The organism is Streptomyces sp. NPDC037126 (assembly GCF_055605965.1).
The window spans coordinates 162273-186431 of sequence record NZ_JBVJTD010000003.1; the positions used below are offsets into that span (position 1 = coordinate 162273).

At 70.7% G+C, this 24159-nt stretch carries 20 protein-coding genes and 1 pseudogene; 8 read left to right on the forward strand and 13 right to left on the reverse strand.

Features of this window, described 5'->3' with window-relative positions; genetic code table 11:
- Positions 1-73: 73 nt before the first annotated feature.
- Positions 74-1258 (forward strand): pyridoxal phosphate-dependent aminotransferase, encoded by a 1185-nt coding sequence (locus ACZ7FF_RS09380; RefSeq protein ID WP_470810805.1) that lies wholly within the window; start codon positions 74-76, stop codon positions 1256-1258.
- 70 nt (positions 1259-1328) lie between these two features.
- Complete coding sequence (locus tag ACZ7FF_RS09385; RefSeq protein ID WP_470810807.1) at positions 1329-2513, forward strand: hypothetical protein; 1185 nt, start codon at positions 1329-1331, stop codon at positions 2511-2513.
- 23 nt (positions 2514-2536) lie between these two features.
- Here the strand turns inward: ACZ7FF_RS09385 and ACZ7FF_RS09390 are convergent, their stop codons facing one another.
- From ACZ7FF_RS09390 to clpB, 3 genes are all read right to left on the reverse strand, one after another.
- Positions 2537-3067 (reverse strand): type III secretion system chaperone family protein, encoded by a 531-nt coding sequence (locus ACZ7FF_RS09390; RefSeq protein WP_470810809.1) that lies wholly within the window; start codon positions 3065-3067, stop codon positions 2537-2539.
- Between the two features lie 76 nt (positions 3068-3143).
- Positions 3144-3440 carry a hypothetical protein gene (locus ACZ7FF_RS09395; protein ID WP_470810810.1) on the reverse strand — a complete coding sequence of 99 codons (297 nt, stop codon included), beginning with the start codon at positions 3438-3440 and terminating at the stop codon, positions 3144-3146.
- A 254-nt stretch (positions 3441-3694) separates the two neighbouring features.
- Positions 3695-6292: an ATP-dependent chaperone ClpB gene (gene clpB / locus ACZ7FF_RS09400; protein WP_470810812.1), complete on the reverse strand. Its 2598-nt coding sequence runs from the start codon at positions 6290-6292 to the stop codon at positions 3695-3697.
- Positions 6293-6403: 111 nt separating this feature from the next.
- Here clpB and ACZ7FF_RS09405 point away from each other — a divergent pair, with 111 nt between their 5' ends.
- Positions 6404-6817, forward strand: a complete 414-nt coding sequence (locus tag ACZ7FF_RS09405; protein WP_470810813.1) for a pyridoxamine 5'-phosphate oxidase family protein — start codon at positions 6404-6406, stop codon at positions 6815-6817.
- Between the two features lie 145 nt (positions 6818-6962).
- On the opposite strand, the gene ACZ7FF_RS09410 is transcribed toward ACZ7FF_RS09405, so the two are convergent.
- Positions 6963-7298, reverse strand: a complete 336-nt coding sequence (locus tag ACZ7FF_RS09410; RefSeq protein ID WP_470810815.1) for a hypothetical protein — start codon at positions 7296-7298, stop codon at positions 6963-6965.
- Positions 7299-7598: 300 nt separating this feature from the next.
- Between ACZ7FF_RS09410 and ACZ7FF_RS09415 the strand changes: the two genes are divergently transcribed.
- Both ACZ7FF_RS09415 and ACZ7FF_RS09420 read left to right on the forward strand, forming a co-directional pair.
- On the forward strand, positions 7599-8609 hold the full coding sequence (locus ACZ7FF_RS09415) for a helix-turn-helix transcriptional regulator (RefSeq protein WP_470810817.1): 1011 nt from the start codon (positions 7599-7601) through the stop codon (positions 8607-8609).
- A gap of 4 nt (positions 8610-8613) precedes the next feature.
- Positions 8614-9621: a helix-turn-helix transcriptional regulator gene (locus ACZ7FF_RS09420; protein WP_470810819.1), complete on the forward strand. Its 1008-nt coding sequence runs from the start codon at positions 8614-8616 to the stop codon at positions 9619-9621.
- Between the two features lie 27 nt (positions 9622-9648).
- On the opposite strand, the gene ACZ7FF_RS09425 is transcribed toward ACZ7FF_RS09420, so the two are convergent.
- From ACZ7FF_RS09425 to ACZ7FF_RS09455, 7 genes are all read right to left on the reverse strand, one after another.
- Positions 9649-10689, reverse strand: a complete 1041-nt coding sequence (locus tag ACZ7FF_RS09425; RefSeq protein WP_470810821.1) for a helix-turn-helix transcriptional regulator — start codon at positions 10687-10689, stop codon at positions 9649-9651.
- 373 nt (positions 10690-11062) lie between these two features.
- The gene (locus ACZ7FF_RS09430; RefSeq protein WP_470810822.1) at positions 11063-12169 is read right to left on the reverse strand and encodes a substrate-binding domain-containing protein; all 1107 of its coding nucleotides are present in this window, start codon (positions 12167-12169) and stop codon (positions 11063-11065) included.
- Between the two features lie 294 nt (positions 12170-12463).
- Positions 12464-12919 carry a heat shock protein transcriptional repressor HspR gene (locus tag ACZ7FF_RS09435; protein WP_470810824.1) on the reverse strand — a complete coding sequence of 152 codons (456 nt, stop codon included), beginning with the start codon at positions 12917-12919 and terminating at the stop codon, positions 12464-12466.
- A gap of 5 nt (positions 12920-12924) precedes the next feature.
- Positions 12925-14100, reverse strand: a complete 1176-nt coding sequence (gene dnaJ, locus ACZ7FF_RS09440) for a molecular chaperone DnaJ (RefSeq protein WP_470810826.1) — start codon at positions 14098-14100, stop codon at positions 12925-12927.
- Positions 14101-14136: 36 nt separating this feature from the next.
- Positions 14137-14808 carry a nucleotide exchange factor GrpE gene (gene grpE, locus ACZ7FF_RS09445; protein ID WP_470810827.1) on the reverse strand — a complete coding sequence of 224 codons (672 nt, stop codon included), beginning with the start codon at positions 14806-14808 and terminating at the stop codon, positions 14137-14139.
- Positions 14805-16649 carry a molecular chaperone DnaK gene (gene dnaK, locus ACZ7FF_RS09450; protein WP_470810829.1) on the reverse strand — a complete coding sequence of 615 codons (1845 nt, stop codon included), beginning with the start codon at positions 16647-16649 and terminating at the stop codon, positions 14805-14807. The genes grpE and dnaK overlap by 4 nt, the downstream gene beginning before the upstream one ends.
- A 94-nt stretch (positions 16650-16743) precedes the next feature.
- Positions 16744-17763 (reverse strand): MraY family glycosyltransferase, encoded by a 1020-nt coding sequence (locus ACZ7FF_RS09455; protein ID WP_470810830.1) that lies wholly within the window; start codon positions 17761-17763, stop codon positions 16744-16746.
- Positions 17764-17999: 236 nt separating this feature from the next.
- Here ACZ7FF_RS09455 and ACZ7FF_RS09460 point away from each other — a divergent pair, with 236 nt between their 5' ends.
- Positions 18000-20282, forward strand: a complete 2283-nt coding sequence (locus tag ACZ7FF_RS09460) for a (Fe-S)-binding protein (protein ID WP_470810831.1) — start codon at positions 18000-18002, stop codon at positions 20280-20282.
- 125 nt (positions 20283-20407) lie between these two features.
- Here the strand turns inward: ACZ7FF_RS09460 and ACZ7FF_RS09465 are convergent, their stop codons facing one another.
- Positions 20408-20734: an antibiotic biosynthesis monooxygenase family protein gene (locus ACZ7FF_RS09465; protein ID WP_470810832.1), complete on the reverse strand. Its 327-nt coding sequence runs from the start codon at positions 20732-20734 to the stop codon at positions 20408-20410.
- Positions 20735-20963: 229 nt separating this feature from the next.
- On the opposite strand from ACZ7FF_RS09465, the pseudogene ACZ7FF_RS09470 reads away from it, so the two are divergent.
- A pseudogene (locus ACZ7FF_RS09470) lies at positions 20964-22441 on the forward strand (FG-GAP and VCBS repeat-containing protein).
- An 83-nt stretch (positions 22442-22524) separates the two neighbouring features.
- Entirely contained in the window at positions 22525-23583 is a 1059-nt protein-coding gene (locus tag ACZ7FF_RS09475) for a Yip1 family protein (protein ID WP_470810833.1), read from the forward strand.
- Positions 23584-23651: 68 nt separating this feature from the next.
- Here the strand turns inward: ACZ7FF_RS09475 and ACZ7FF_RS09480 are convergent, their stop codons facing one another.
- Positions 23652-24149 (reverse strand): phosphoribosyltransferase, encoded by a 498-nt coding sequence (locus tag ACZ7FF_RS09480; protein ID WP_470810835.1) that lies wholly within the window; start codon positions 24147-24149, stop codon positions 23652-23654.
- Positions 24150-24159 lie beyond the last annotated feature (10 nt).

Genomic DNA, 24159 nt, shown 5'->3' on the forward strand with positions numbered 1-24159 from the left:
ACAGGACACCGGTCACCTGCGCAGGCGCTCGTTCGGGGCGGCCGGTTGAGGAACTCCGGAGCTTGGGCGCAGGATGACCGCCATGACCTCCACCGCGCGCCCCCACCTCAATCGCCGGCTCGCCGAGTTCGGGACGACGATCTTCGCCGAGATGTCCGCCCTCGCCGTGGCCACCGGGTCGATCAACCTGGGGCAGGGCTTCCCCGACACCGACGGCCCCGAGGAGGTCAGGGAGGCGGCCGTGCGGGCGCTGCGCGACGGCCGGGGCAACCAGTACCCGCCGGGCCCCGGCATCCCCGAGCTGCGCACCGCGATCGCCGCGCACCAGCTGCGCCGCTACGGACTGTCCTACGAGCCCGACACCGAGGTGCTGGTCACGGCGGGCGCCACGGAGGCCATCGCGGCCTCGCTGCTGGCGCTGCTGGAGCCGGGCGACGAGGTCGTGGCCCTGGAGCCGTACTACGACTCCTACGCGGCGAGCATCGCCATGGCGGGCGGCAGGCGGGTACCGGTGACCCTCAGGCCGCACGACGGCAGCTTCCGCCTGGACCTCGACGAACTGCGCGCGGCCGTCACGGACCGCACCCGCCTGCTGCTGGTCAACACCCCGCACAACCCGACCGGCACGGTCCTCACGCGCGCGGAGCTGGCCGCGATCGCCGAGCTGGCGGTGGAGCGGGACCTGCTGGTGGTGACGGACGAGGTGTACGAGCACCTGGTCTTCGACGACGCCGAGCACCTGCCGCTGGCCACGTTCCCCGGGATGCGCGGGCGCACGGTGACCATCGGCTCGGCGGGGAAGACCTTCTCCTTCACCGGCTGGAAGGTGGGCTGGGTGACGGCCGCGCCCGAGCTGGTGACGGCGGTGCGCTCGGCGAAGCAGTTCCTGACCTACGTCTCCTCGGGCCCCTTCCAGTACGCGGTGGCCGAGGCCCTCGCCCTGCCCGACTCCTACTTCGAGGAGCTGCGCCGGTCCATGCTGGCCCGCCGGGACATCCTGGCCGAGGGGCTGGCGGAGGCCGGCTTCGAGGTCTTCCGGCCGGCCGGCACCTACTTCGTGACCACCGACATCCGGCCCCTCGGCGAGAAGGACGGCTTCGCCTTCTGCCGCGCCCTGCCGGAGCGCGCGGGCGTGGTCGCCATCCCCAACGCGGTCTTCTACGACGACCGGGAGGCGGGGGCGCCGTTCGTGCGGTTCGCGTTCTGCAAGCGCGAGGAGGTGCTGCGGGAGGCGGCGCGGCGGTTGCGGGCCATGTGAGGGACAGGGCACCGCCAGTTGGCCGCGCCCTGCTCGCATCCGCGCCCGGGCCCTTGCAAGGTGCGGAGGTGTGACTCACGCCAGCACCGTCCTCGCTCCGTCCGTCACCACACCCGAACCGGCGCCCGGGGAGCGGACCGCCACGTCCCTCGTCAGGGCGAGCGGCGTCGCCGTGGGGCTGTTCCTCGGCGTACGGCTCGCCGGTGCCGCCGTCCTGGCGCTGCTCGCCGAGGCCGTGGGCAGACATCCGCTGTCCCTGCTGGCCCGGTCCTGGGACTCGGTCTGGTACCTGGGCATCGCCGCCCACGGCTACGGCCGCGCCCTGAACAGCCACGGCTACAGCGACCTGGCGTTCTTCCCGCTCTACCCGGGGCTGGTGCGGGCGGTGACCGCGGTGACCCCGTTCGGCGGGGGCGGGGCCGGGCTGCTGGTGTCGTGGACCGCGGCTGCCGTGGCCGCGGCCGGGATCCACGCGCTGGGAACCCGGCTGTACGGGCGGGCCGTGGGCATCGCGCTGGTGCTGCTGTGGGGGCTGCTGCCGCACTCGGTGGTGCTGTCGATGGCGTACACCGAGCCGGTGCTGACCGCGTTCGCGGCCTGGTCGCTGTACGCGGTGCTGACCGGGAGATGGCTGTGGGCGGGCTCGCTGGCGGCGCTCGCGGGGCTCGCCCGGCCGAACGGGTTCGCGGTCGCCGCCGCGGTCCTGGCGTCGGCCGCCTGGGAGGTGTGGCGGCGGCGCGGCCGGGTTTCCCACAGGCTGTGGACGGGCGCGGCGCTCGCCCCGCTGGGCTGGACGGCGTATCTGCTCTGGGTCGGCCGGCGCCGGGGCGATCTGCTGGGCGGCTACTTCGACGTGCAGGCGCGGTGGGGCTCGCGGTTCGACTTCGGGCGGGGCTCGCTGCACGTCGTGCACACGCTGGTGACGCACCCCAGCCGCCTGGTGTTCCCGGTGACCCTGCTGCTGGTGGCCGTGGGGGTGCTGCTGTACCTGCTGCTGGTGCTGGACCGGGCCCCGCTCCCGCTCCTGGTGTACAGCGGGGTGCTGCTGCTGGTCGTGCTCGGCGGGTCGGGGGTCTTCGAGTCCAAGCCGCGCTTCCTGCTGCCCGCCTTCCCGCTGCTGCTGCCGCCGGCCCGGGCGCTGGTGCGTACGGCGAGAGCCCGGCCCTGGCACGCGACCGTGCTGGTCGCGTCCCTGGCCGGGCTCTCGTACCTCTACGGCGCGTACCTGGTCGTGCTCGCGCACGCGCCGCTGTAGAAGGCTGCGGAAGTCCCTCGGACCTACTCCTCGCCGTCCTCGGGCTCGTCGGTCCCTTCGGCCTCCTGCTCCAGGCCGAGCTGCTCGACCAGCCACTTGTCGAACTCGATCGCGGCCCGCACCCAGCTGACCGTGGAGGAGACGAAGTGGTTGAGGTCGACGCCCGCGCCGATCAGCATCTGGGCCTCGCCGATGAGGCGGACGGTGCCGTCGTCGTGGGTGTGGGTGTACACCTTGGGCCACAGGGTGCGGCGGTTCCAGTCGTCGACGGACTCCAGCAGCTGGGGCTTCTCGTCGATCTTGTGGGGGCGGTCGTAGAAGGTCCGCACCGAGAAGACCGCCTGTTCGGCCTCCCCACGGAACATGAAGTACGTGCGGAACTGCTCCCACGGCGCCGCGAGGTCACCCTCCTCGTCGACGACGTACTTCAGCTCCATCTGGTCGAGGAGCTGCTTCACGAGGTCCTGATCCGGGACGACGGGGCCACCCGGTCCCTGGGGCTGCGGCTCGGGCTGGCCCCCGAAGTTCGGAATCGAGGACGGGTCGATGCTCACCGTGTTTTTCCCTTCGTGCGGATTCCGCCATCCTCCCCCATCCGGGGAGGGGGGTGGCAAGCCCCGCCGGGGCCTGTCAGCCTTTGGCCGACATGATCCGGCTGCCGGGGTGGACGGCCGGTGGACGAGTGGGGGTCGGTGTGACGGGACGGGTGGCCGTCAGGTGGATTCTGATCACGCTCGCCGCGGGGCTCTGCTTCACGGCCGTGATGTGGCTGATCCCGCGGGTCGTGGGGTTCGTGGCCGGCCAGGCGGTGCAGCGGGCCACGGCTCCGCGCAGGGCGCCCTGCGCCGAGGCGCTGGCCTTCGGCGGGGCGAAGCTGCCCGAGGAGGCGTCCGGCGCGCACTGCACGGTGCAGGTCTGGCTGGACACCAGCTACGACGGCTCCTTCCGGATGCCGAGGAGCGGGGTACGCGGCTGGCTGAAAGCCGCCTATCCGCATGCGCCGGAACCGGAGACGGGTACGGACGACTGCGGCAAGGGGACGGACCTCTGCCTCTACCTCAACGGTCAGGGCGACGAGGCGCCCCCGGCCGGCACCGGGGCGGGACGCGGTCGAGGTGGAGGTGGCGTACGAGGGCCCGGACCGGGCCCTCGTACGGTTCAGCGCGTACACCGTGTGAGCGTCACAGCGTCTTCCCGGTGGCCGGGCCCACCAGCAGGCCCTCGCCGAAGCGGTCCACGCGGACCGTGTCGCCGTCCTTGATCTCGCCGGAGAGGATCTCCCGGGCGAGCCGGTCGCCGATGGCGCTCTGCACCAGGCGGCGCAGCGGACGGGCGCCGTACGCCGGGTCCATGCCCTCCTCCGCGAGCCAGGCCAGCGCCTCGGGGGTGACGTCCAGGGTGAGCCGGCGCTCGGCGAGCCGCCTGCCGAGCCGCTCCAGCTGGAGCGCGGCGATCCGCTCCAGCTCGGGCTTGGTCAGCGCGGAGAACACGACCAGGTCGTCCAGCCGGTTGAGGAACTCGGGCTTGAAGGACGTCCGGACGACCTCCAGCACCTGCTGCTTCTTCTCCGCCTCGCCGGTGAGCGGGTCGACCAGGAACTGGCTGCCCAGGTTGGAGGTGAGCACCAGGATGGTGTTGCGGAAGTCGACCGTGCGGCCCTGACCGTCCGTCAGGCGGCCGTCGTCCAGCACCTGGAGCAGGATGTCGAAGACCTCGGGGTGGGCCTTCTCCACCTCGTCCAGCAGGACGACGCTGTACGGGCGCCTGCGCACGGCCTCGGTGAGCTGGCCGCCCTCCTCGTAGCCGACGTAGCCGGGGGGCGCGCCGACCAGCCGGGCCACGCTGTGCTTCTCGCCGTACTCCGACATGTCGATGCGGACCATGGCCCGCTCGTCGTCGAAGAGGAAGTCCGCGAGCGCCTTGGCGAGTTCCGTCTTGCCGACACCGGTGGGGCCGAGGAAGAGGAAGGAGCCGGTGGGCCGGTCGGGGTCGGCGATCCCGGCGCGCGAACGCCGTACGGCGTCGCTCACCGCGCGGACGGCCTCGCCCTGGCCGATGAGCCGCTTGCCCAGCTCGTCCTCCATGCGCAGCAGCTTCTGCGTCTCGCCCTCCAGCAGGCGCCCGGCGGGGATGCCGGTCCAGGCGGCCACGACGTCGGCGATGTCGTCGGCGCCGACCTCGTCCTTGACCATCGTGTCCTTGGCGACCTCCTCCTCGGCCTCGGAGGCGGCCTCCAGCTCCTTCTCCGACTCCGGGATCTCGCCGTAGAGCAGCTTGGCCGCGGTGTCGAAGTCGCCGTCGCGCTGGGCGCGTTCGGCCTGGCCGCGCAGGTCGTCCAGCTTCTCCTTCAGCTCACCGACCCGGTTGAGGGACTGCTTCTCCTTCTCCCAGCGGGCGGTGAGTCCGCGCAGCTCCTCCTCCTTGTCGGCGAGGTCGCGGCGCAGCTTCTCCAGGCGCTCGCGGGAGGCCGGGTCGGTCTCCTTGCCGATCGCCAGCTCCTCCATCTTGAGCCGGTCGACGGCGCGCTGGAGTTCGTCGATCTCGACGGGCGAGGAGTCGATCTCCATGCGCAGCCGGGAGGCGGACTCGTCGACGAGGTCGATGGCCTTGTCCGGCAGGAAGCGGGAGGTGATGTACCGGTCGGACAGGGTGGCCGCGGCCACCAGGGCGCTGTCCGCGATCTGCACCTTGTGGTGGGCCTCGTACCGGCCCTTGAGGCCGCGCAGGATCGCGATGGTGTCCTCGACGGTCGGCTCAGCGACCAGCACCTGCTGGAAGCGGCGCTCCAGGGCGGGGTCCTTCTCGATCCGCTCCCGGTACTCGTCGAGGGTGGTCGCGCCGACCATGCGCAGCTCGCCGCGGGCCAGCATCGGCTTGAGCATGTTGCCGGCGTCCATGGCGGAGTCGCCGCCCGCGCCGGCCCCGACGACCGTGTGCAGCTCGTCGATGAACGTGATGATCTGCCCGTCGGAGTCCTTGATCTCGGCGAGGACGGCCTTCAGCCGCTCCTCGAACTCACCGCGGTACTTGGCGCCGGCCACCATCGCGCCGAGGTCCAGCGCGACCAGCCGCTTGTCCTTCAGCGACTCGGGCACGTCGCCCTTCACGATCCGCTGGGCGAGCCCCTCCACGACGGCGGTCTTGCCGACACCGGGTTCGCCGATGAGGACGGGGTTGTTCTTGGTGCGGCGGCTCAGCACCTGCACGACCCGCCGGATCTCCTGGTCCCGCCCGATCACCGGGTCGAGCCGGCCCTCGCGGGCGGCGGCGGTGAAGTCGGTGCCGAACTTCTCCAGGGCCTTGTACTGGCCCTCGGGATCGGCGGTGGTCACGCGGCGTCCTCCCCTGGCCTTCCGGAAGGCCTCCAGCAGCTTCTTCGCGGCGGCGCCCTGCCCCACCAGCACCTCGCCGGCCGCGCCGCCCTTCGCGGCGATGCCGATCAGCAGGTGCTCGGTGGACAGGTACTCGTCCCCGAGGTCCTTCGCGCGCTCACCGGCGTCGGCGATCACGGCCAGCAGCTCCCGGTTGGGCTGCGGGGGCGCGACGGTGGAGCCGGTCACGCTGGGCTGCCCGGCCAGCAGCTTCTCCGTGCCGGCGCGCACGGCGGCCTGGTCGGCCTCGACGGCGGCGAGCAGGTCGGTGATGTTCTCGTTGTCCTGGCCCTGGAGCAGAGCCAGCAGCAGATGAGCGGGGGTGAGGTCCGGGTGCCCCTCGGTCACGGCGCGGCTGCTTGCCGCGTTGATCGCGTCCCGGCTCCTGTTGGTCAGCTCGGCGTCCACGTTCGCGTTCTCCTCCTCGGCATCCCACTGCTGACTTGACCAACTTACACAAAGTTGAGTCTATTCCACTCAAGGCTATGGATGCACGGCCCTCCGGCTAGGTTTCCGGACATGGCGACATACTCCGTGGATCCGGGTGCCCCGGACGAGGCGTACCTCGACTTCTGGCGGGAGCGGCACCTGTGCACGCTGACGACGCTGCGGCCGGACGGCAGCCCGCACGTGGTGCCGGTGGGGGTGACGTACGACCCCGCGGCCGGTCTCGCGCGGGTGATCGCGAGCCGGGAGAGCGCGAAGGTCTCCCATGTGCGCGCGGCCGGCCCCGGGGGCGCCCGGGTCGCCGCGTGCCAGGTGGACGGGCGCCGCTGGGCGACGCTGGAGGGACGCGCGCGCGTGCGCACGGAGCCGGAGCGCATCGCGGAGGCGGAGCGGCGCTACGCCGAGCGCTACGGGCGCACGCCCAGGCCGAACCCCCTCCGCGTGGTCATCGAGATCGAGCTGGAACGGGCGCTCGGGCGGGGCTGACACACGGCTGTTTCCAGCCAGTGTGGAAGCACATCCATACCCCGAAATGTCTCCGCAAACTGCAGCGGGGTCACCGTGTTCAGGTCACGGTGACGCCGCTGCGGGGGGAAGCGCCTGAGCGATCTTTTACGACGGGGGAATCGCGTCAGGCACTGCGGGGGGTGGCCGAGATGGTCCTCAGATCGGGGTCCGCCGGCTCGGACAACCGGTGGTCCCGCTGGTCCAGATTCACAAAGATCATTCCGTACCGGATGGCGCAGCGCACCGGCTGTGGTGCGCCGCGCGGCTTGCGCAGGCACCGGAACGCCCGCACGTCGCCGTCCTCGTCCCGCGTGACGACGACCGGCTCACCGAACACGGTCACCATCAGCGAGTCACCACTGTGGGGGATGGCGGTGACCAGGTCGATGAAGTGCCATCCGGAGCGGTAGGCGGTGGCCATTTCACGACGGAAGGAGCGGTCGTCAGGCGGGGTAGTCACGTCAGCTCCTCACACCGTCCGTGGATTGCATCGGCCACGTGGTGTCACTGGCGACGGCGTGCCTTGCGGCCACGGTCGGCCAGGTGGTGTCCGCTCGTGCGTCACCCTTCTCACTCGTGAGGCCGCCGAGCGCCCCCACGGTCACCAGGACGGAGAATGCGGCGACAAGTATCGAGCGAAGCAGTCTCTTGCCCATAGTCGGCTTCGTCCTCACTTGAAGGTCCCCTCTTCCCCCGTCGAGTACGACGATGGCTCATTCGGGCACGTCGTGGCCACATAATCGATGCATCATGTTCCTGCATGTTCAGGACCCTGGGGGGTGGAGATTTGGCAACGAATCAGACTAAAGCTGCACATCCCCATGCGGTGACCGAGATGTGCGAGCAAGGGGGCCGCCTCTACGCCGACGCGCTGCGGGCCGGACGCATCGCCCGCGCCGAGGTCGAACCCGCCCCCTGCCTGCTGGAGTTCGCCCTTCTGCACCCCGACCCGGACGATCCGGAATGGCTGCGCCCGCTTCCCGCGCCCGTGGCCCTGGCACAGCGGCTCAGCCCCATCGAACGGGAGATCACCGAACGCAGGCGGTTGTCCATCCAACTTGCCGACGCTTTCGAGCCGTTCATGGCCCTCAGCAGCCACATGGCGACGACCAGCGACTCCATCACGGTGCTGGAGGGCGGCGAACGCATCAACGCGGCGCTGAACCAGGCCACCTCGCAGTGCCAGACCGAGGTGCTCACCGTCCAGCCCAGCGAGCGCCTGTCCGAACGGAGCCTGCTGCGCGGCCTGGAGCGCGACCGGCCGCTGATCGAACGCGGGGTGCGCATCCGCACCCTCTACCAGCACACCGCGCGCTACAACCCGGAGAAGCTGGCCTACGTCTCCCAGCTCGCCAACGGCAAGGCCGAGTACCGCACCATCGACGAGCTGGTGGAGCGTCTCATCATCTGCGACGAGACGGTCGCCTTCATCCCCATCCGGGACGACCAGCAGGTCGCCCTGGAACTGCGTCACCCGGGCCTGGTCCGCTACCTCATCAAGGTCTTCGAGTTCATGTGGGACCGGGCGGTCCCGCTGAGCGCCGGCGCCCGCTACGAGACGGCGCCCGACGGCATCACCGAGATCCAGCACTCCATCGCCAAACTCCTCGTCGAGGGCCACGTGGACGAGGCGATTGCGCGCCGCCTCGGCATGAACGTACGGACCTGCCGCGCGCACATCGCCAAACTGGCCCTGGCCCTGGGCAGCGGCAGCCGCGCCCAGCTCGGCTACCTCATCGCACAGTCGGGCCTGCTGGACCGGGACCACTGACGCGATGACAGGGCCGACACCCCACCCGGAGCACGGCATCGAGGAGTTGTGCGCCCAGGGCACGGCGCTGTACGAACGCGCCCTGCGGGACGGGCGGATCAGGGCCGCGGACGCCGAAGCCGCCCCCTGCCTGCTGCGGTTCGGGCTGCTGCAGCCGTCCCTGGCCGACATGAGCCGGCTCGAACCGGTCGCCGCCGCCGTCGCCCTGCAGGAACTGCTGTGCGCCTCCGCCGAACGCGTCGCGGACGAGCGCCGGCGCGAGGCACGCATCGCCAAGGCCCTCGAACCCCTGCTGCGGACGGGACCCGGCCTGCCGGACACCGCCCCCGGCGACCCGCCGACGATCCGGGTGCACAGCGGCATCGACCGCATCAACCAGGTCATCACCCACGCCATGACCGACGCCCGCACCGAGTGCCTGGCGATCCAGCCGCACGTCACCCACACCCGTACGACACCCGAGCTGCACGCCCTCGCCTTCGACCGGGACCAGGCCCTGCTGGACCGCGGCGGCCGCATCCGCACGCTCTACCAGCACACCCTGCGCCACGCCCCCACCGTCCAGGCCCGCTACGAGCGGCTGAGGGGCGACGTACAGGCCCGCACCCTGAACGAGATCACCGAGCGCCTGCTCGTGCTGGACCGCGAGGTGGCCTTCCTCCCGGCGAGCAAGGACCGCACCCTGGCGCTGGAGGTCCGCCACCCGGCGATGGTCGGCTATCTGGCGACGGTCTTCGACCGGCTGTGGCGCCTGGCCACCCCGCTGCACCCGCAGGCCGTCTCCCGCCCGTCCCTGGACGGTGTCACCCCGCGCCAGCGGGCCATCGCCGCCCTGCTCGTCGAGGGCCTCACCGACGCCGCCGTGGCCGAGCGCCTCGGGATGAACATCCGCACCGCCCGGCTGCACATCGCCAAGCTCGCCGCCACCCTCGGCAGCGACAGCCGCGCCCAGCTGGGCTACCTCATCGGGCGGTCGGGGATCCTCGACGCGCGTGAGGGGACGGCCGGGTGACCCACGGCCGCGCCCGGCCCGGACGTCTCAGCGCACGCTCGGGGACTCCGGGTCGGGAGCGCCGAGCCGGGAGGCCGGCAGGCCCCGGTGCCGGCCGTCCAGCCCCACCTGGGCGATGCGCACGCCCAGCTGGGCACGGCTCGCCGCGCCGAGCGTCTCCGACAGCCGGGCGATGTGCGCCCGGCAGGTGCGCACGCTGATGCCGAGCCGCTCGGCGATCACCGCGTCCTGATGGCCCTCGGCGAGCAGCGCGGCGATGGACTGCTCGCGGTGCGAGATGCCCTCGATACCGGTGTCGGGCAGCGGCGCGGTGAGCGGGATGGCCAGGCGCCAGAGCCGTTCGAAGACGGTCACCAGGTACTGCACCAGCGCCGGGTGGCGCAGTTCCAGGGCCATCGTGCGCTCGGCGTTGGCGGGGACGAAGGCCACCGTGCGGTCGAAGAGGATGAGCCGGTCGATGACCTCGTCCAGCGTGCGCGCCTCGACCGTGCCGCCCATCAGCTCCAGATAGTTGATGAGTCCCTGCCCGTGCCGCGCGACGTGCGTGTACAGGTCGCGCATCCGCACGCCCCGGCCGCGCAGGGCCAGGGCCCGGTGCAGCCCCTCGCTCAGCTCGGCCTCGCGCCGGATGCCGCCCGGCTGCACGGTGAGCACCTCGGTGGTGCACGCCTCGGTCGCCTCGTCCATCGCGGCCTGGATCCGGGAGAGCCCGTCCAGCACCCGCACCGCGCTGCCCCCGGCAGGTGCCGGCGACGCGTGCAGCTGCCCGAGGCCGGCGTACCACTCGAACGCGGCCACCGCCGAGCCCACCCGGCGCTGGCTCTCGCTGACCTCGTCGTGGACCCCGCGCAGCAGCCTGGTCATGACCTCCTGCGGGGAGGTCGGCACCAGCCAGTCCATGTCGTCGGGGTCGGGGTGCAGCAGGGCCAGTTCCAGCAGGCAGGGCACCGCGTCGGCGTCCGTGCGAGGCACCCGTCCCCGGCGTACGGCCCGGGAATACAACCGATCCCCGGCCTCGCACAGCCGGTCGGCACCGTGAGGATGCTCCTCCGCCCTCCGCCCGGCCATCGCCCATTCCACCCCCGGTGTGCTGCCACTTCCGCAGCGCAACTATGCGCGGCGCCGACCGGGTCCGCAACACGGCTCACCCCATCGTGGGAGTCGTAAACCGCCGATATGCCCCGGAATCGTCCAGGCTCCGCCCCTCGCATTGCAACAAGCTGACGGTTGGGGCGGGCACATGACCACGGCATCGTCGGCGTCGCTCCCCCGGGCGCCCGGAGCGGCACCGGCCCCGGTCCCCCGTCGCGCCGGGACCGCCGTGTCGCGCCCACGGGGGCGGCGCGCTGCCCGGGAGGGCCCCCAGGGGCCGTGGCGCGGCCCCACACGGCTGCGAGCCGTACGACCGGGGTCGTACGGCTCGCGGTACGCGCGGGGGCGGCTACTTCAGGCCGACGGCCAGGCACGCCGCCTTGTACTTGGGGGTGCAGATGTCGCCGACGGTGTAGATGCCGTCCGCGATGACCGTGTCCTTGACGGTCTTCTTGGTCAGGGCGGTCACCTGGACCAGCCGCGACGGGATGCCCTTGGTGGTGGGGCTGTCCACCTTGTCCTGGGTGAGGGCGTCGAACTGGATGTCCTTGCCCTGGACCTTGGCGACGGCCATCTGCGCGGCGGCCTGGGCCTCGTCGGGGTAGGACTTGTAGACGCTCATGTACTGCTCGCCGGCCACGACGCGCTGCACCGCGTCGAGTTCGGAGTCCTGACCGGTGATCGGGGGCAGGCTGGTGACGCCGGCCGCCTTCAGGGCCTTGATGACACCGCCCGCCATGCCGTCGTTGGCGGCGTAGACGGCCGCGATGTTGCCCTTGCCGATCTGGCCGATCGCCTGGGTCATCTCGGCCTCGGCGTTCTCCGGCTTCCAGTCCTTGGTGTCGAAGCTCGCCGCTATCGTCACCTTGCCGGTCAGCTCGGAGAGCGCGCCCTGCTTGAACTGCTTGGCGTTCGGGTCGGTCGGCGAGCCGTTCACCATGACGATCTTGTCGGAGGAGCTGGCGTTCGAGCCCAGCGCCTCCAGCAGGGAGCGGGCCTGCACCTCGCCGACGAGTTCGTTGTCGAAGGAGATGTACGCGTCGATCGGGCCCTCGGCGAGCCGGTCGTAGGCGATGACCGGGACGCCCGCGTCCTTGGCCTTCTTCACCTCGGAGGCGATGGCGTGCGAGTCGACCGCGTCGAGCAGGATGATGTCGACCTTCTCGTCGATCATCTTCTGCATCTGCTCGGCCTGCCGCGAGGCGTCCGCCGCGGCGTTGGCGTAGACGACCTTGCCCTGCTTGCCGGTGAGGTCGGACACCTGCTTCTTGATGATGGGGTAGTCGAACTTGTCGTAGCGGGTGTTGGCCGTCTCCGGAAGCAGCAGGCCCACGGTGATGTCGTTGCCCTTGGTCGGGCTCGCGCTCGCGCTGTCCCCCGTCGCGTCGAGCATGCCGCAGCCGGCGAGCGAGAGGGTCATGGTGGACGCGGCCACGGCTATGGCGATACGACGCATTCGGGGGCTCACTTCAGGTGCGTTCCGGACGTGGGCGCTGCAATACGACCCAGGTGTCTGAAAAGACAACGCGGAGGCCACACCCGGCGTCAAGAAGAACTACTTAACGAGTCCGCAACATCACGCACAGCTGACTCTGTGAAGGCATCGCGGAATCACCTCCAAACACTCTTTACGGACCCTCCATTCAAAGGGAGTTCATGGACCGGCAAAGAGCGGCACAACCGGATCGGGCACGACGAGGGCCCGCGGACGGGGTACGTCCGCGGGCCCTGGCCGTTCGTCCGACGGGCGTCAGTCGCCCGGCTGCTGCTGTCTCTTGGGCCGCCACACCACCAGCGCGCTGGTCTGCTGGACCTCCTGGTACGGGACCAGGTCGCGTCGGTAGGAGGCGTGGACGGCGGCCTCCCGCTGCTGCATCGCGGCCGCCGCGCCGTCCAGGGCCGCCTGCATCTCCACGAGACGGGACTGCAGGGCGGCGACCTGGTTCTCCAGTTCGATGATGCGCTTGATACCGGCCAGGTTGATGCCCTCGTCCTGCGACAACTGCTGCACCTGGCGGAGCAGTTCGATGTCACGGGCCGAGTAGCGCCGGCCCCGGCCCGCGGTGCGGTCCGGGGAGACCAGGCCCAGGCGGTCGTACTGGCGCAGCGTCTGGGGGTGGAGTCCGGAGAGCTGGGCCGCCACCGAGATGACGTAGACCGGGGTCTCCTCGGTCAGTTCGTACGGGTTGCGCCGACGCCCGTCCATCACTCTCAAGCTCCCTTCGCGGCCTCGAACAGCTCCGCCCGCGGGTCCTCGCCCGCGGTGGCCTCGCGATACGCCTCCAGTGCGTCACGAGCCTTCCCCGACAGGTCCTTGGGGACACTCACCTCGACGGTGACCAGGAGGTCGCCGCGGGTGCCGTCCTTGCGGACCGCGCCCTTGCCCCGCGCCCGCATGGTGCGGCCGTTGGGGGTGCCGGGCGGGAGCTTCAGGGTGACGGGCGGGCCGCCGAGGGTCGGGACCCGCACCTCGCCGCCGAGCGCCGCCTCGGTGAACGTGACCGGCACGGTGACGGTGAGGTTGTCGCCCTTGCGCCCGAAGACCGGGTGCTCGCCGACGTGCACGGTGACGTACAGGTCGCCCGCGGGTCCGCCCCGCTCGCCGGGCGCGCCCTTGCCGCGCAGCCGGATGCGCTGCTGGTCGGTGACGCCCGCCGGGATGCGGACCTGCATGGTGCGGGAGGACTTGGCGCGCCCGCTGCCGCTGCACTCCAGGCAGGGGTGCTCGGCGATCAGGCCGCGGCCCTTGCAGTCGGGGCAGGGGTCGGTCAGCGAGAAGCCGCCGCCGGAGCCCCGCGCGACCTGGCCGGTGCCGACGCAGGTCGGGCACACCCGCGGGGTGCCGTTCTTGTCGCCGGTGCCGGAACAGGCCTTGCAGGGCTGCTGGGAGGTCATCCGCAGCGGCACCGTCGCGCCCTCGATGGCCTCGGTGAAGCTGAGGGTCACTTCGGTGTCGATGTCCTGGCCGCGGCGCGGCTGGGTACGGGTCGTCCCCGTGCCGCCCCGGTTGAACAGGCCCCCGAAGACGTCACCGATGCCGCCGCCGAAGCCTCCGCCCTGGGCGTTGGTGCCGCCGCCCCCGAAGAGGTCGCCCAGGTCGAAGTTGAAGGAGCCGCCGCCCGCGCCCGGCCCGGGGCGGAAGCCGCCGTTGCCGAACAGGGCGCGAGCCTCGTCGTACTCCTTGCGCTTCTTGGGGTCGCCGAGGACGTCGTTCGCCTCGGAGATCTCCTTGAAGCGCTCCTCGGCCTTGACGTTGCCCTTGTTGGCGTCCGGGTGGAACTCGCGGGCGAGCTTCCGGTACGCCTTCTTGATCTCGGCCTCGGTGGCGTCCTTGGGGACGCCGAGGACCTTGTAGTAGTCCTTCTCGATGAAGTCCTTGGTGCTCATCCCCGACGTCCCTCCTTCCGGGCTCCAGTGATTACGTCAGCCCTCCTCCGGGCCACCGTTCTCCTCGTTGTCGGCGGCACCGGCCTTCTTCGGCTCGGTGTCCTCCTCGGCGTCCTCGGCCTTGACGGTCTGCGCGCCGGGCTGCGGTTCGGCCACGGCCACCCGCGCGGGGCGGATGGTGCGCTCGCCGATGCGGTACCCGGGCTGCAGGATCGCCACGCAGGTCGTCTCGGTGACGTCCGGCGCGTAGCTGTGCATCAGGGCCTCGTGGATCGTCGGGTCGAAGGGCTCGCCCTCCTTGCCGAACTGCTGCAGGCCCATCTTGGCCGCGACGGTCTCCAGCGACTCGGCCACCGACTTGAAGCCGCCGACCAGCTCGCCGTGCTCCCGCGCGCGACCGATGTCGTCGAGCACGGGCAGGAGTTCGGTCAGGAGGTTGGCGATGGCGATCTCCCGGACCGCGACCCGGTCCCGCTCGACCCGCCTGCGGTAGTTCTGGTACTCGGCCTGGAGGCGCTGGAGGTCCAGCGTGCGCTCGTTCAGCGCCGTGCGGACCTGGTCCAGCTGGGCGACCAGACCGGCGTCTGCGTGTCCGTCCCCGGCCGGGGCCGCCCCCTCCTCGGGGGCGGCCTTCGGCTCGGCGTCGTCGGAGGTGGCGCCGGAGGGGACGTCGGGCTTCTCTTCGAAGCCCGGGGTCTCCTCCGTCACGCGGCACCGTCCTTGCGCTCGTCGTCGACGATCTCGGCGTCGACGACATCGTCATCGGCCTTGGCCTCGCCGGCACCGGCGGACTCGCCGCCCGCGGCCTGCGCGCCCTGGGCGTCGGCGTACATGGCCTGGCCCAGCTTCTGCGAGACGGCCGCGACCTTCTCGGTGGCGGTGCGGATCTCGGCGGTGTCCTCGCCCTTGAGCGTCTCCTTCAGCTCGGCGACGGCGGCCTCGACCTCGGTCTTGATCTCGCCCGGGACCTTGTCCTCGTTGTCCTTGAGGAACTTCTCGGTCTGGTAGACGAGCTGCTCGCCCTGGTTGCGGCTCTCGGCGGCCTCGCGGCGGCGGTGGTCCTCCTCCGCGTACTGCTCGGCCTCCTGGCGCATCCGGTCGACCTCGTCCTTCGGCAGCGAGGAGCCGCCGGTGACGGTCATCTTCTGCTCCTTGCCCGTGCCCAGGTCCTTGGCGGTCACGTGCATGATGCCGTTGGCGTCGATGTCGAAGGAGACCTCGATCTGCGGGACGCCGCGGGGCGCCGGCGGCAGACCGGTCAGCTCGAACATGCCGAGCTTCTTGTTGTAGGCCGCGATCTCGCGCTCGCCCTGGTAGACCTGGATCTGCACCGACGGCTGGTTGTCCTCGGCCGTGGTGAAGATCTCCGAGCGCTTGGTCGGGATCGTGGTGTTGCGCTCGATCAGCTTGGTCATGATGCCGCCCTTGGTCTCGATGCCGAGGGACAGCGGGGTGACGTCGAGCAGCAGGACGTCCTTGACCTCGCCCTTGAGGACACCGGCCTGGAGCGAGGCGCCGATGGCGACGACCTCGTCCGGGTTCACACCCTTGTTGGCCTCCTTGCCGCCGGTCAGCTCCTTGACGAGCTCGGCGACGGCGGGCATACGGGTGGAGCCACCGACGAGGACGACGTGGTCGATCTCGTTGATGGAGATGCCGGCGTCCTTGATGACGTTGTGGAACGGCGTCTTGCAGCGCTCCAGCAGGTCCGCGGTCAGCTGCTGGAACTGGGCGCGGGTGAGCTTCTCGTCCAGGTGCAGCGGGCCCTCGGCGGACGCGGTGATGTAGGGCAGGTTGATCGAGGTCTCGGTGGACGAGGACAGCTCGATCTTGGCCTTCTCGGCGGCCTCGCGGAGGCGCTGCAGGGCCATCTTGTCCTTGGACAGGTCCACGCCGTGGCCGGACTGGAACTGCTTGACCAGGTAGTCGACGACGCGCTGGTCCCAGTCGTCACCACCGAGGTGGTTGTCGCCGTTGGTGGCCTTCACCTCGACGACGCCGTCGCCGATCTCCAGCAGGGACACGTCGAAGGTGCCGCCGCCGAGGTCGAAGACGAGGATCGTCTGGTCGTCCTTGTCGAGGCCGTAGGCGAGCGCCGCCGCGGTGGGCTCGTTCACGATGCGCAGGACGTTCAGGCCCGCGATCTCGCCGGCCTCCTTCGTCGCCTGGCGCTCGGAGTCGTTGAAGTACGCCGGGACGGTGATGACCGCGTCGGTCACCTTCTCGCCCAGGTAGGCCTCGGCGTCCCGCTTCAGCTTCTGCAGGATGAAGGCGCTCATCTGCTGCGGGTTGAACTGCTTCCCGTCGAGCTCGATCTTCCAGTCCGTGCCCATGTGGCGCTTCACGGAGCGGATGGTCCGGTCCACGTTCGTGACCGCCTGGCGCTTGGCGACCTCGCCGACCAGCACCTCACCGTTCTTCGCGAAGGCGACGACGGACGGCGTGGTCCTGGCACCCTCGGCGTTGGTGATGACGGTGGGCTCGCCGCCCTCCAGAACGCTGACGACGGAGTTAGTCGTGCCCAGGTCGATGCCGACCGCACGTGCCATGGTTGATTCCTCCAGCTGACTTGAGTGGAACAGGCTCAAGTGTGCACGAGCGGATCGCTGGGGTCAACAGACCTGAGTCGACAAGGCTCAAGTCTTATCCGTTCCTTACACGCAACTGCCCTCTGACCTGCGTCGATGCCGTGCGGCGAGGTTGCTGGACAGGGATGCGAAGGAGTACGAGCACGGCGAGCAGCACCCCTCCGGCGACCCACAGCGCCCCTTCCTCACCCGTCCAGCCGGTGTGCACCAGCACCCCGACGAGCACCGTGGCGAAGGAGCCGGCACCCAGCAGCACCACGGACCCCTGTGGGGTCAGCCCGAGCCGCCGCAGCCGGTGCGCGAGGTGGTCGGGGCCGCGCCTGAGCAGCGGGCGCCGGGCCAGCAGCCGGGCGAGGACCACCAGGACGGCGTCGGCGGCCGCGACCGCGCCGAGACAGAACACCACCGCCGCGCTCGGCCCGAGTTCGTACCCCGCGCGCGTGAAGACCACGGCGGAGGACAGCAGGAACCCCGTGAACAGCGAGCCGCAGGCGCCGAGCCCGATCCGTGCGGGGTGCCAGTTGTGCATCAGGAAGCCGGTGAGGGCGGCGGCGAACACGCTCAGCAGCACGGCGAGCCCGTCCATCACCTCGGCGGCGGCGCAGACGCCCGCCCCGAAGGCGGTGACCACCCCGACCGTGCCGGCCAGCCCGTCGGCGTGGTCGAGCCCCTTGAAGGCGACGGTGGCGAGGACGATCCAGCCGACGGCCAGCACGCCTCCCGGCACACCGGTCACGTCGTACGGCACCACACAGGCGGCCGCCACGGCCGTACCGGCGACGAGCACGCGCGTGCGCAGCCGCCACACGTCGGCGACCAGGCCAAGCGCGGCGACCGCGGCGGCGGCGACCAGCAGGTTCCCGACCCCGTCACCGAGAGGGGCGATGCGGGTGTACTCACCCGTCCACGCGACCAGGCAGGTGACGACCACGACGGCGAGGCCGCCGAGGAGCGGGAGGGGCCGCTGCCTGCGCCGGTCGACGACTCCCGCCCGCCGGGCGGGCACTCGCAGGAGTGCCGCCAGCACGGCGGTGAGCAGCAGGGCGGCGGTGGCCGCGGCGATCCCGTATAGCACGGATCTAAGGTAGGGGCAAATGTAGCAATTCGGTACGAATAACACGATCTGATTGCCTGCGGCATGATGGCGGAGGCGGCCCTCAGCGATCCAGATCACCCCGCGACCGGCTGCGTCGCGGCGGAAGATGGGGGTAGTCTCAGACGGACTGGATAAGTTACCGCTTAGTAATTTCGCACGGTCAATCCACTCAGCTACCTTCGCTCAGTCAACTCGAGGCCGCCTCAGGAGCCCCAATGCAACTCGCCGCGATCATCGTGTCGCTGGTCCTGATCGTGGTCGGCGTGGCACTGTTCGGCCGCGCCCTCCTCCAGATCTACCACTTCATGCGCCTCGGCCAGCCGGTACCGGCCGGGACCAGGACCAACGACCCCAAGCAGCGCACCATCACCGTGGCCAAGGAGTTCCTCGGCCACACCAGGATGAACCGCTGGGGCGTCGTCGGCGTGGCGCACTGGTTCGTGGCGGTGGGCTTCTTCTCCCTGCTGCTCACGATCGTCAACGCGATCGGGCAGCTCTTCAAGGCCGACTGGATCCTGCCGGTCATCGGCGACTGGGCGCCGTACAACGTCTTCGTCGAGTTCCTCGGCACGATGACCACGCTGGGCATCCTGGCCCTGATCGTCATCCGCCAGCTGAGCAAGCCGAACAGGCCGGGCCGCAAGTCCCGCTTCGCCGGCTCCAACTTCGGCCAGGCGTACTTCGTCGAGGCCGTCATCCTCATCGTCGGCATCTGCATCTTCACGCTGCACGCTCTGGAGGGCGCCCAGCACCACGTCGACGGCTACGAGGCGTCGTTCTTCGTCTCGTACCCGGTCGTCGCCTGGTTCAAGGGCATGAGCGTGTCCACGCTCCAGAACCTCACCTACTTCTTCGCCGGCCTGAAGATCGCCACCTCCTTCATCTGGATGATCACGGTCGCCCTGAAGACCGACATGGGTGTGGCCTGGCACCGCTTCCTCGCGTTCCCGAACATCTGGTTCAAGCGCAACGCGGACGGCGGCACCTCCCTCGGCGCCCTGCTCCCGATGACCTCCGGCGGCGAGCCGATCAACTTCGAGGACCCGGGCGAGGACGACGTCTTCGGCGTCTCCCAGGTCGAGCAGTTCTCCTGGAAGGGCCTGCTGGACTTCTCCACCTGCACCGAGTGCGGCCGCTGCCAGTCGCAGTGCCCCGCCTGGAACACCGGCAAGCCGCTCTCCCCGAAGCTGCTGATCATGTCGCTGCGCGACAACGCCCACGCCAAGGCGCCCTACCTGCTCGCGGGTGGCGGCAAGACCGTGGAGGGTGAGGAGAAGGCCTCCGAGGAGCAGCTGAAGGACGTTCCCGCCGCGGCCCTGGCCGAGGCCGAGCGCCCGCTGATCGGCACCGCCGAGGAGAACGGCGTCATCGACCCGGACGTCCTGTGGTCCTGCACCACCTGCGGCGCCTGCGTCGAGCAGTGCCCGGTGGACATCGAGCACGTCGACCACATCGTCGACATGCGTCGCTACCAGGTCATGATCGAGAGCGCCTTCCCCTCCGAGGCGGGCACGATGCTCAAGAACCTGGAGAAGAAGGGCAACCCCTGGGGCCTGGCCAAGAAGCAGCGCCTGGAGTGGACCAAGGAGGTCGACTTCGAGGTCCCGGTCGTCGGCAAGGACATCGAGGACCTCACCGAGGTCGAGTACCTGTACTGGGTCGGCTGCGCCGGCGCCCTGGAGGACCGCGCCAAGAAGACCACCAAGGCCTTCGCCGAGCTGCTCCACATCGCGGGCGTGAAGTTCGCGATCATGGGCGGCGACGAGAAGTGCACCGGTGACTCCGCCCGCCGCCTGGGCAACGAGCCCCTGTTCCAGGAGCTCGGCATGGAGAACGTGATGGCCCTGAACACGGCGTTCGGCGAGGAGCTGGACGACGACGGCAAGGTCACCGCGGAGTCGAGGAAGCCGAGGTCGGCGAAGAAGATCGTCGCCACCTGCCCGCACTGCCTCAACACGATCGGCAACGAGTACCCGCAGCTCGGCGGCGACTACGAGGTCATCCACCACACCCAGCTGCTGCAGCACCTGGTGGACGAGGGCAAGCTCGTCCCGGTCACCCCGGTCGAGGGCATCATCACCTACCACGACCCCTGCTACCTGGGCCGCCACAACAAGATCTACACGCCCCCGCGCGAGATCATCGGCAAGGTCCCGGGCCTGCGCAACGAGGAGATGCACCGCCACAAGGAGCGCGGCTTCTGCTGCGGTGCCGGTGGCGCCCGGATGTGGATGGAGGAGCGGATCGGCAAGCGCATCAACAACGAGCGCGTCGACGAGGCCCTCTCCCTCAACCCCGACATCGTCTCGACGGCCTGCCCGTTCTGCCTGGTCATGCTGACCGACTCGGTCAACGGCAAGAAGAACGAGGGCAAGGCCAAGGAGTCCGTCCAGGTCGTGGACGTGGCCCAGCTGCTCCTCGACTCGGTGAAGACCCCGGTCGACCCGGCCGGCGAGGCCGAGACCGAGACCGAGCCGGAACCGGAGCCGGTGAAGTAACGCCCCTTCCGAGACCCGACGGCGCCCCCTGACCCGCACAGGCAGGGGGCGCCGTCGTGTTCCCGGCGGGGGCGTGTCCCCGGGGCGTATCTCTGGGGGGTGTCCCCGGGGGCGCCGTCCGGCCGCTAAGCGCCCTTCGGGCCCGCCTGCTGGACCACCTCGAAGGACCACAGGGTGGAGCCGGAGGCGGCCGGCTTCGGGCGCTCGGCGCCCTCGCCGCCGCCCTGGTGCGCGGACTTCATCGGCCCCTCCATCCAGGCCTGGAAGGACTCCTCGTCACGCCAGCGCGTGTACACGAGGTAGGTGTCGGTGCCCTCGACGGGGCGCAGCAGCTCGAACCACTCGAAGCCGTCGGAGTTCTCCACGGCGTGGGCCCGCGAGGCGAACCGCTTCTCCAGGACCTCCCGCTGCTCAGCCGGGACGGTCAGCACGTTGATCTTCACTACGGTCATGCCACCATCCTGCGGCAGCCGCACGCTTCCCGCCGCCGCGGCCCCGTGCCGCACGCACCGAGCCCGCCATGTTTACCGAAATCACGTACAACCCTTACGCACCACGGTGGGTCTCATGATCGCCGACCGCTCGGTGAACCGCGGGACAACTCGCGACGAACACGGACGGTCCGCACCCCATCCTCTGCGGATGCCCGCCAGGCATCCCCCGCATGGCGCAGGAGAACACATGCACATGCCCACCCGGCTCGCCCTCGCGACGGCCACCGCGGCCGCGCTGACGGGCGGTCTCCTCACGTTCGCCGCCTCGCCCGCCACGGCCGCCGACTCCGCCAAGGTCGCGAAGGCCGACTTCAACGGCGACGGCATCGGCGACGTCGCCACCTCCGCGGCCGGCGCCTACGTCAGCGGCCGAACGCCGGCCAGGTCGTCGTCCTGTACGGCACGACGAGCGGCGTGACCTCCGCCAGGCACACCACCATCAGCCAGAACACCTCCGGCGTCCCCGGCACCGCGGAGGCCGGCGACTTCTTCGGCGCCGAACTGGCGTACGCCGACTTCAACGGCGACGGCTACGACGACCTCGCCGTCGGCACCCCGGACGAGAAGGTCGGCAGCGACACCAACGGCGGCGGACTCGCCATCCTCTGGGGGTCCAAGAGCGGCCTGACCGGCAAGGGGACCGACGTCCCCGACCCCGCCCCCAGCTCCCACGACTTCTGGGGCAAGGACCTGGCCGCCGGCGACTTCGACGGCGACGGCAAGGCCGACCTGGTCGTCGGCAGCTCCTCCAGCACCCTCTACCTCTACAAGGGCGGCTTCAGCACCGCCGGCACCCCGGGCAGCCGCACCACCGTCAAGCCGCCCATCATCTCCGGCACCAACGACGACCCCTACGGGCCGATGAGCCTGACCGCCGGGGACGTCAACGGCGACGGCCGCACCGACCTGGTGGTCGACGGCTACGAGACGAAGACCCAGTACGGCTGGAACACCAACTACTGGCTGCCGGGCAGCGCCGCCGGCCTGAGCGGCTCGACCGCCAAGGCCCTCAAGCCCGGCATCATCACCGCGATCGGCGACATCAACGGCGACGGCTACGGCGACATCGTCAGCGGCGCCGGCTGGGACTCCACCACCTCCGACGGCACCCCCGTCCCGGACTCCTCCGACGGCGGCCGGGTCAACGTCACCTACGGCTCGGCGTCCGGCCCGGCCTCGACGACCGGCATCAGCCAGAACACCGGCGGCGTGCCCGGCACCTCCGAGAAGGGCGACGGCTTCGGCTGGGACCTCGACCTCGGCGACATCAACGGCGACGGCTACCAGGACCTCGTCGTCAGCAGCCCCGACGAGGACATCGCCGGTGTCACGAACACCGGCATGGTCACCGTGCTGTACGGCTCCGCGTCCGGCGTGAACACCGCTTCCGGCGCCCAGTCCTTCGCCCAGAGCACCGCGGGCGTCCCCGGCAACGACGAGAAGAGCGACCTGTTCGGCGCCGACGTCAAGCTCGACGACGTCACCGGCGACGGCCGGGCCGACCTGGTCGTGGGCTCGTACGAGAACAGCGGCAACGGCGGCATCACGTACCTGCCGTCCAACGGCACGAAGATCACCACCAGCGGCTCGCGCTCCTTCGGCCCGTCCAACGTGGGCGTCTCGACGACCGGCACCCCCCAGTTCGGCGCCCTCTTCGCCGACTGACCCGCGAGGCACCACACCCCTGAGGAATCCCGGGGCAGGACCCGTGTCCTTCCCGGGTCCGCACCCTGACGGTCCCTTAGGGGATGTCACAGGTCGGCCGCAAAGCCGGGCCCGGACCGCCGGGCCCGGCACGTCACTTCGCGGGACCAGGTACGTTCGATGACGTGGCTGGATTCAGGATCGGACGTGGGGGCCGCGACAACCGCACCCCCCAGGGACAGCAGGCGCCGCAGGGACCGTCGTACGGCCGCCAGCGGCCGTCGGACGGACGGCAGGAACCGTCGTACGGGCAGCAGAGGCAGCCGTACGGACAGCCCGCGGGCCCCTCGTACGGGCAGCCCTCGGGGCCGTCGTACGGCTACCCGTCGGCGACCCGGCGGCCGTACCCGCAGCAGGGGCAGCCGAACGGCTACCCGGGCCGGCCCGACGACGGCCCGGAGTACTTCGACGACCGCGGTCACCCGGGCCGGGGCGGCGCGCCGGACCCCTATGCGGCCAACAATCCGGGCCACACCCAGGCCTTCTCGGTCGACGAGGCCGCCGGCTACACCCAGGGCTCGACCTACCAGGCCGGCTCCGCCGCGCCCGCCGCTCCGCTCGGCCCGCCGCTGCACTGGAAGGAACTGCTGAGGGGGATCGTCCTCTCCCCCGACCAGACCTTCCTGCGGATGCGTGACTACACCATGTGGGCCCCCGCCCTGATCGTCACCTTCCTCTACGGCCTGCTCGCGGTCTTCGGCTTCGACGGCGCCCGCAAGGAGGCGATCGACGCCACGCTGTCCAACGCGGTCCCGATCGTGCTGATCACCGCGGTCGTGATGGTGCTGGGCCTGTTCATCCTGGGCGTGGTCACCCACACCCTGGCCCGCCAGCTCGGCGGCGACGGCGCCTGGCAGCCCACGGTGGGCCTCTCCATGCTGATCACGGCCCTCACGGACGCGCCGCGCCTGGTCTTCGCGATGTTCGCGGGCGGCGACGCCGGCTTCGTCCAGCTGCTCGGCTGGGCCACCTGGATCGGCGCGGGCGCCCTGATGACCCTGATGGTCTCCCGCTCCCACGACCTGCCCTGGCCGAAGGCCCTGGGCGCCTCCGCGATCCAGCTGATCGCCCTGCTGTCGATCGTGAAGCTGGGCACGTTCTAGAGCCCGCGCCACGACACACGAAGGGCCCCCGGCGTGCCGCCGGGGGCCCTTCGCACGTCCTTGACGGCCTAGGCGTCGAGCACCTGCCCGGACCGCTTCACCACGGGCGACAGGACGCTCCACGGGAAGTTGATCCAGTCGTCCGTCCGCTTCCAGACGTACTCGCACTTCACGAGCGAGTGGGACTTCTCGTAGATCACCGCGGAGCGCACCTCGGCGACGGTGTCCAGGCAGAAGTCGCGGACCAGCTTCAGCGTCTTGCCCGTGTCCGCGACGTCGTCGGTGATGAGCACCTTCTTGTCGGAGAAGTCGATGACGTTGGGCACCGGCGCCAGCATGACCGGCATCTCCAGGGTGGTCCCCACGCCCGTGTAGAACTCGACGTTCACCAGGTGGATGTTCTTGCAGTCGAGGGCGTAGGCGAGCCCGCCGGCGACGAACACGCCGCCGCGGGCGATGCTGAGCACGATGTCGGGCTCGTAGCCGTCGTCGGCGATCGTCTGCGCCAACTCGCGGACGGCGGTCCCGAACCGCTCGTACGTCAGATTCTCCCGCACGTCACTCATGCCGCGACCG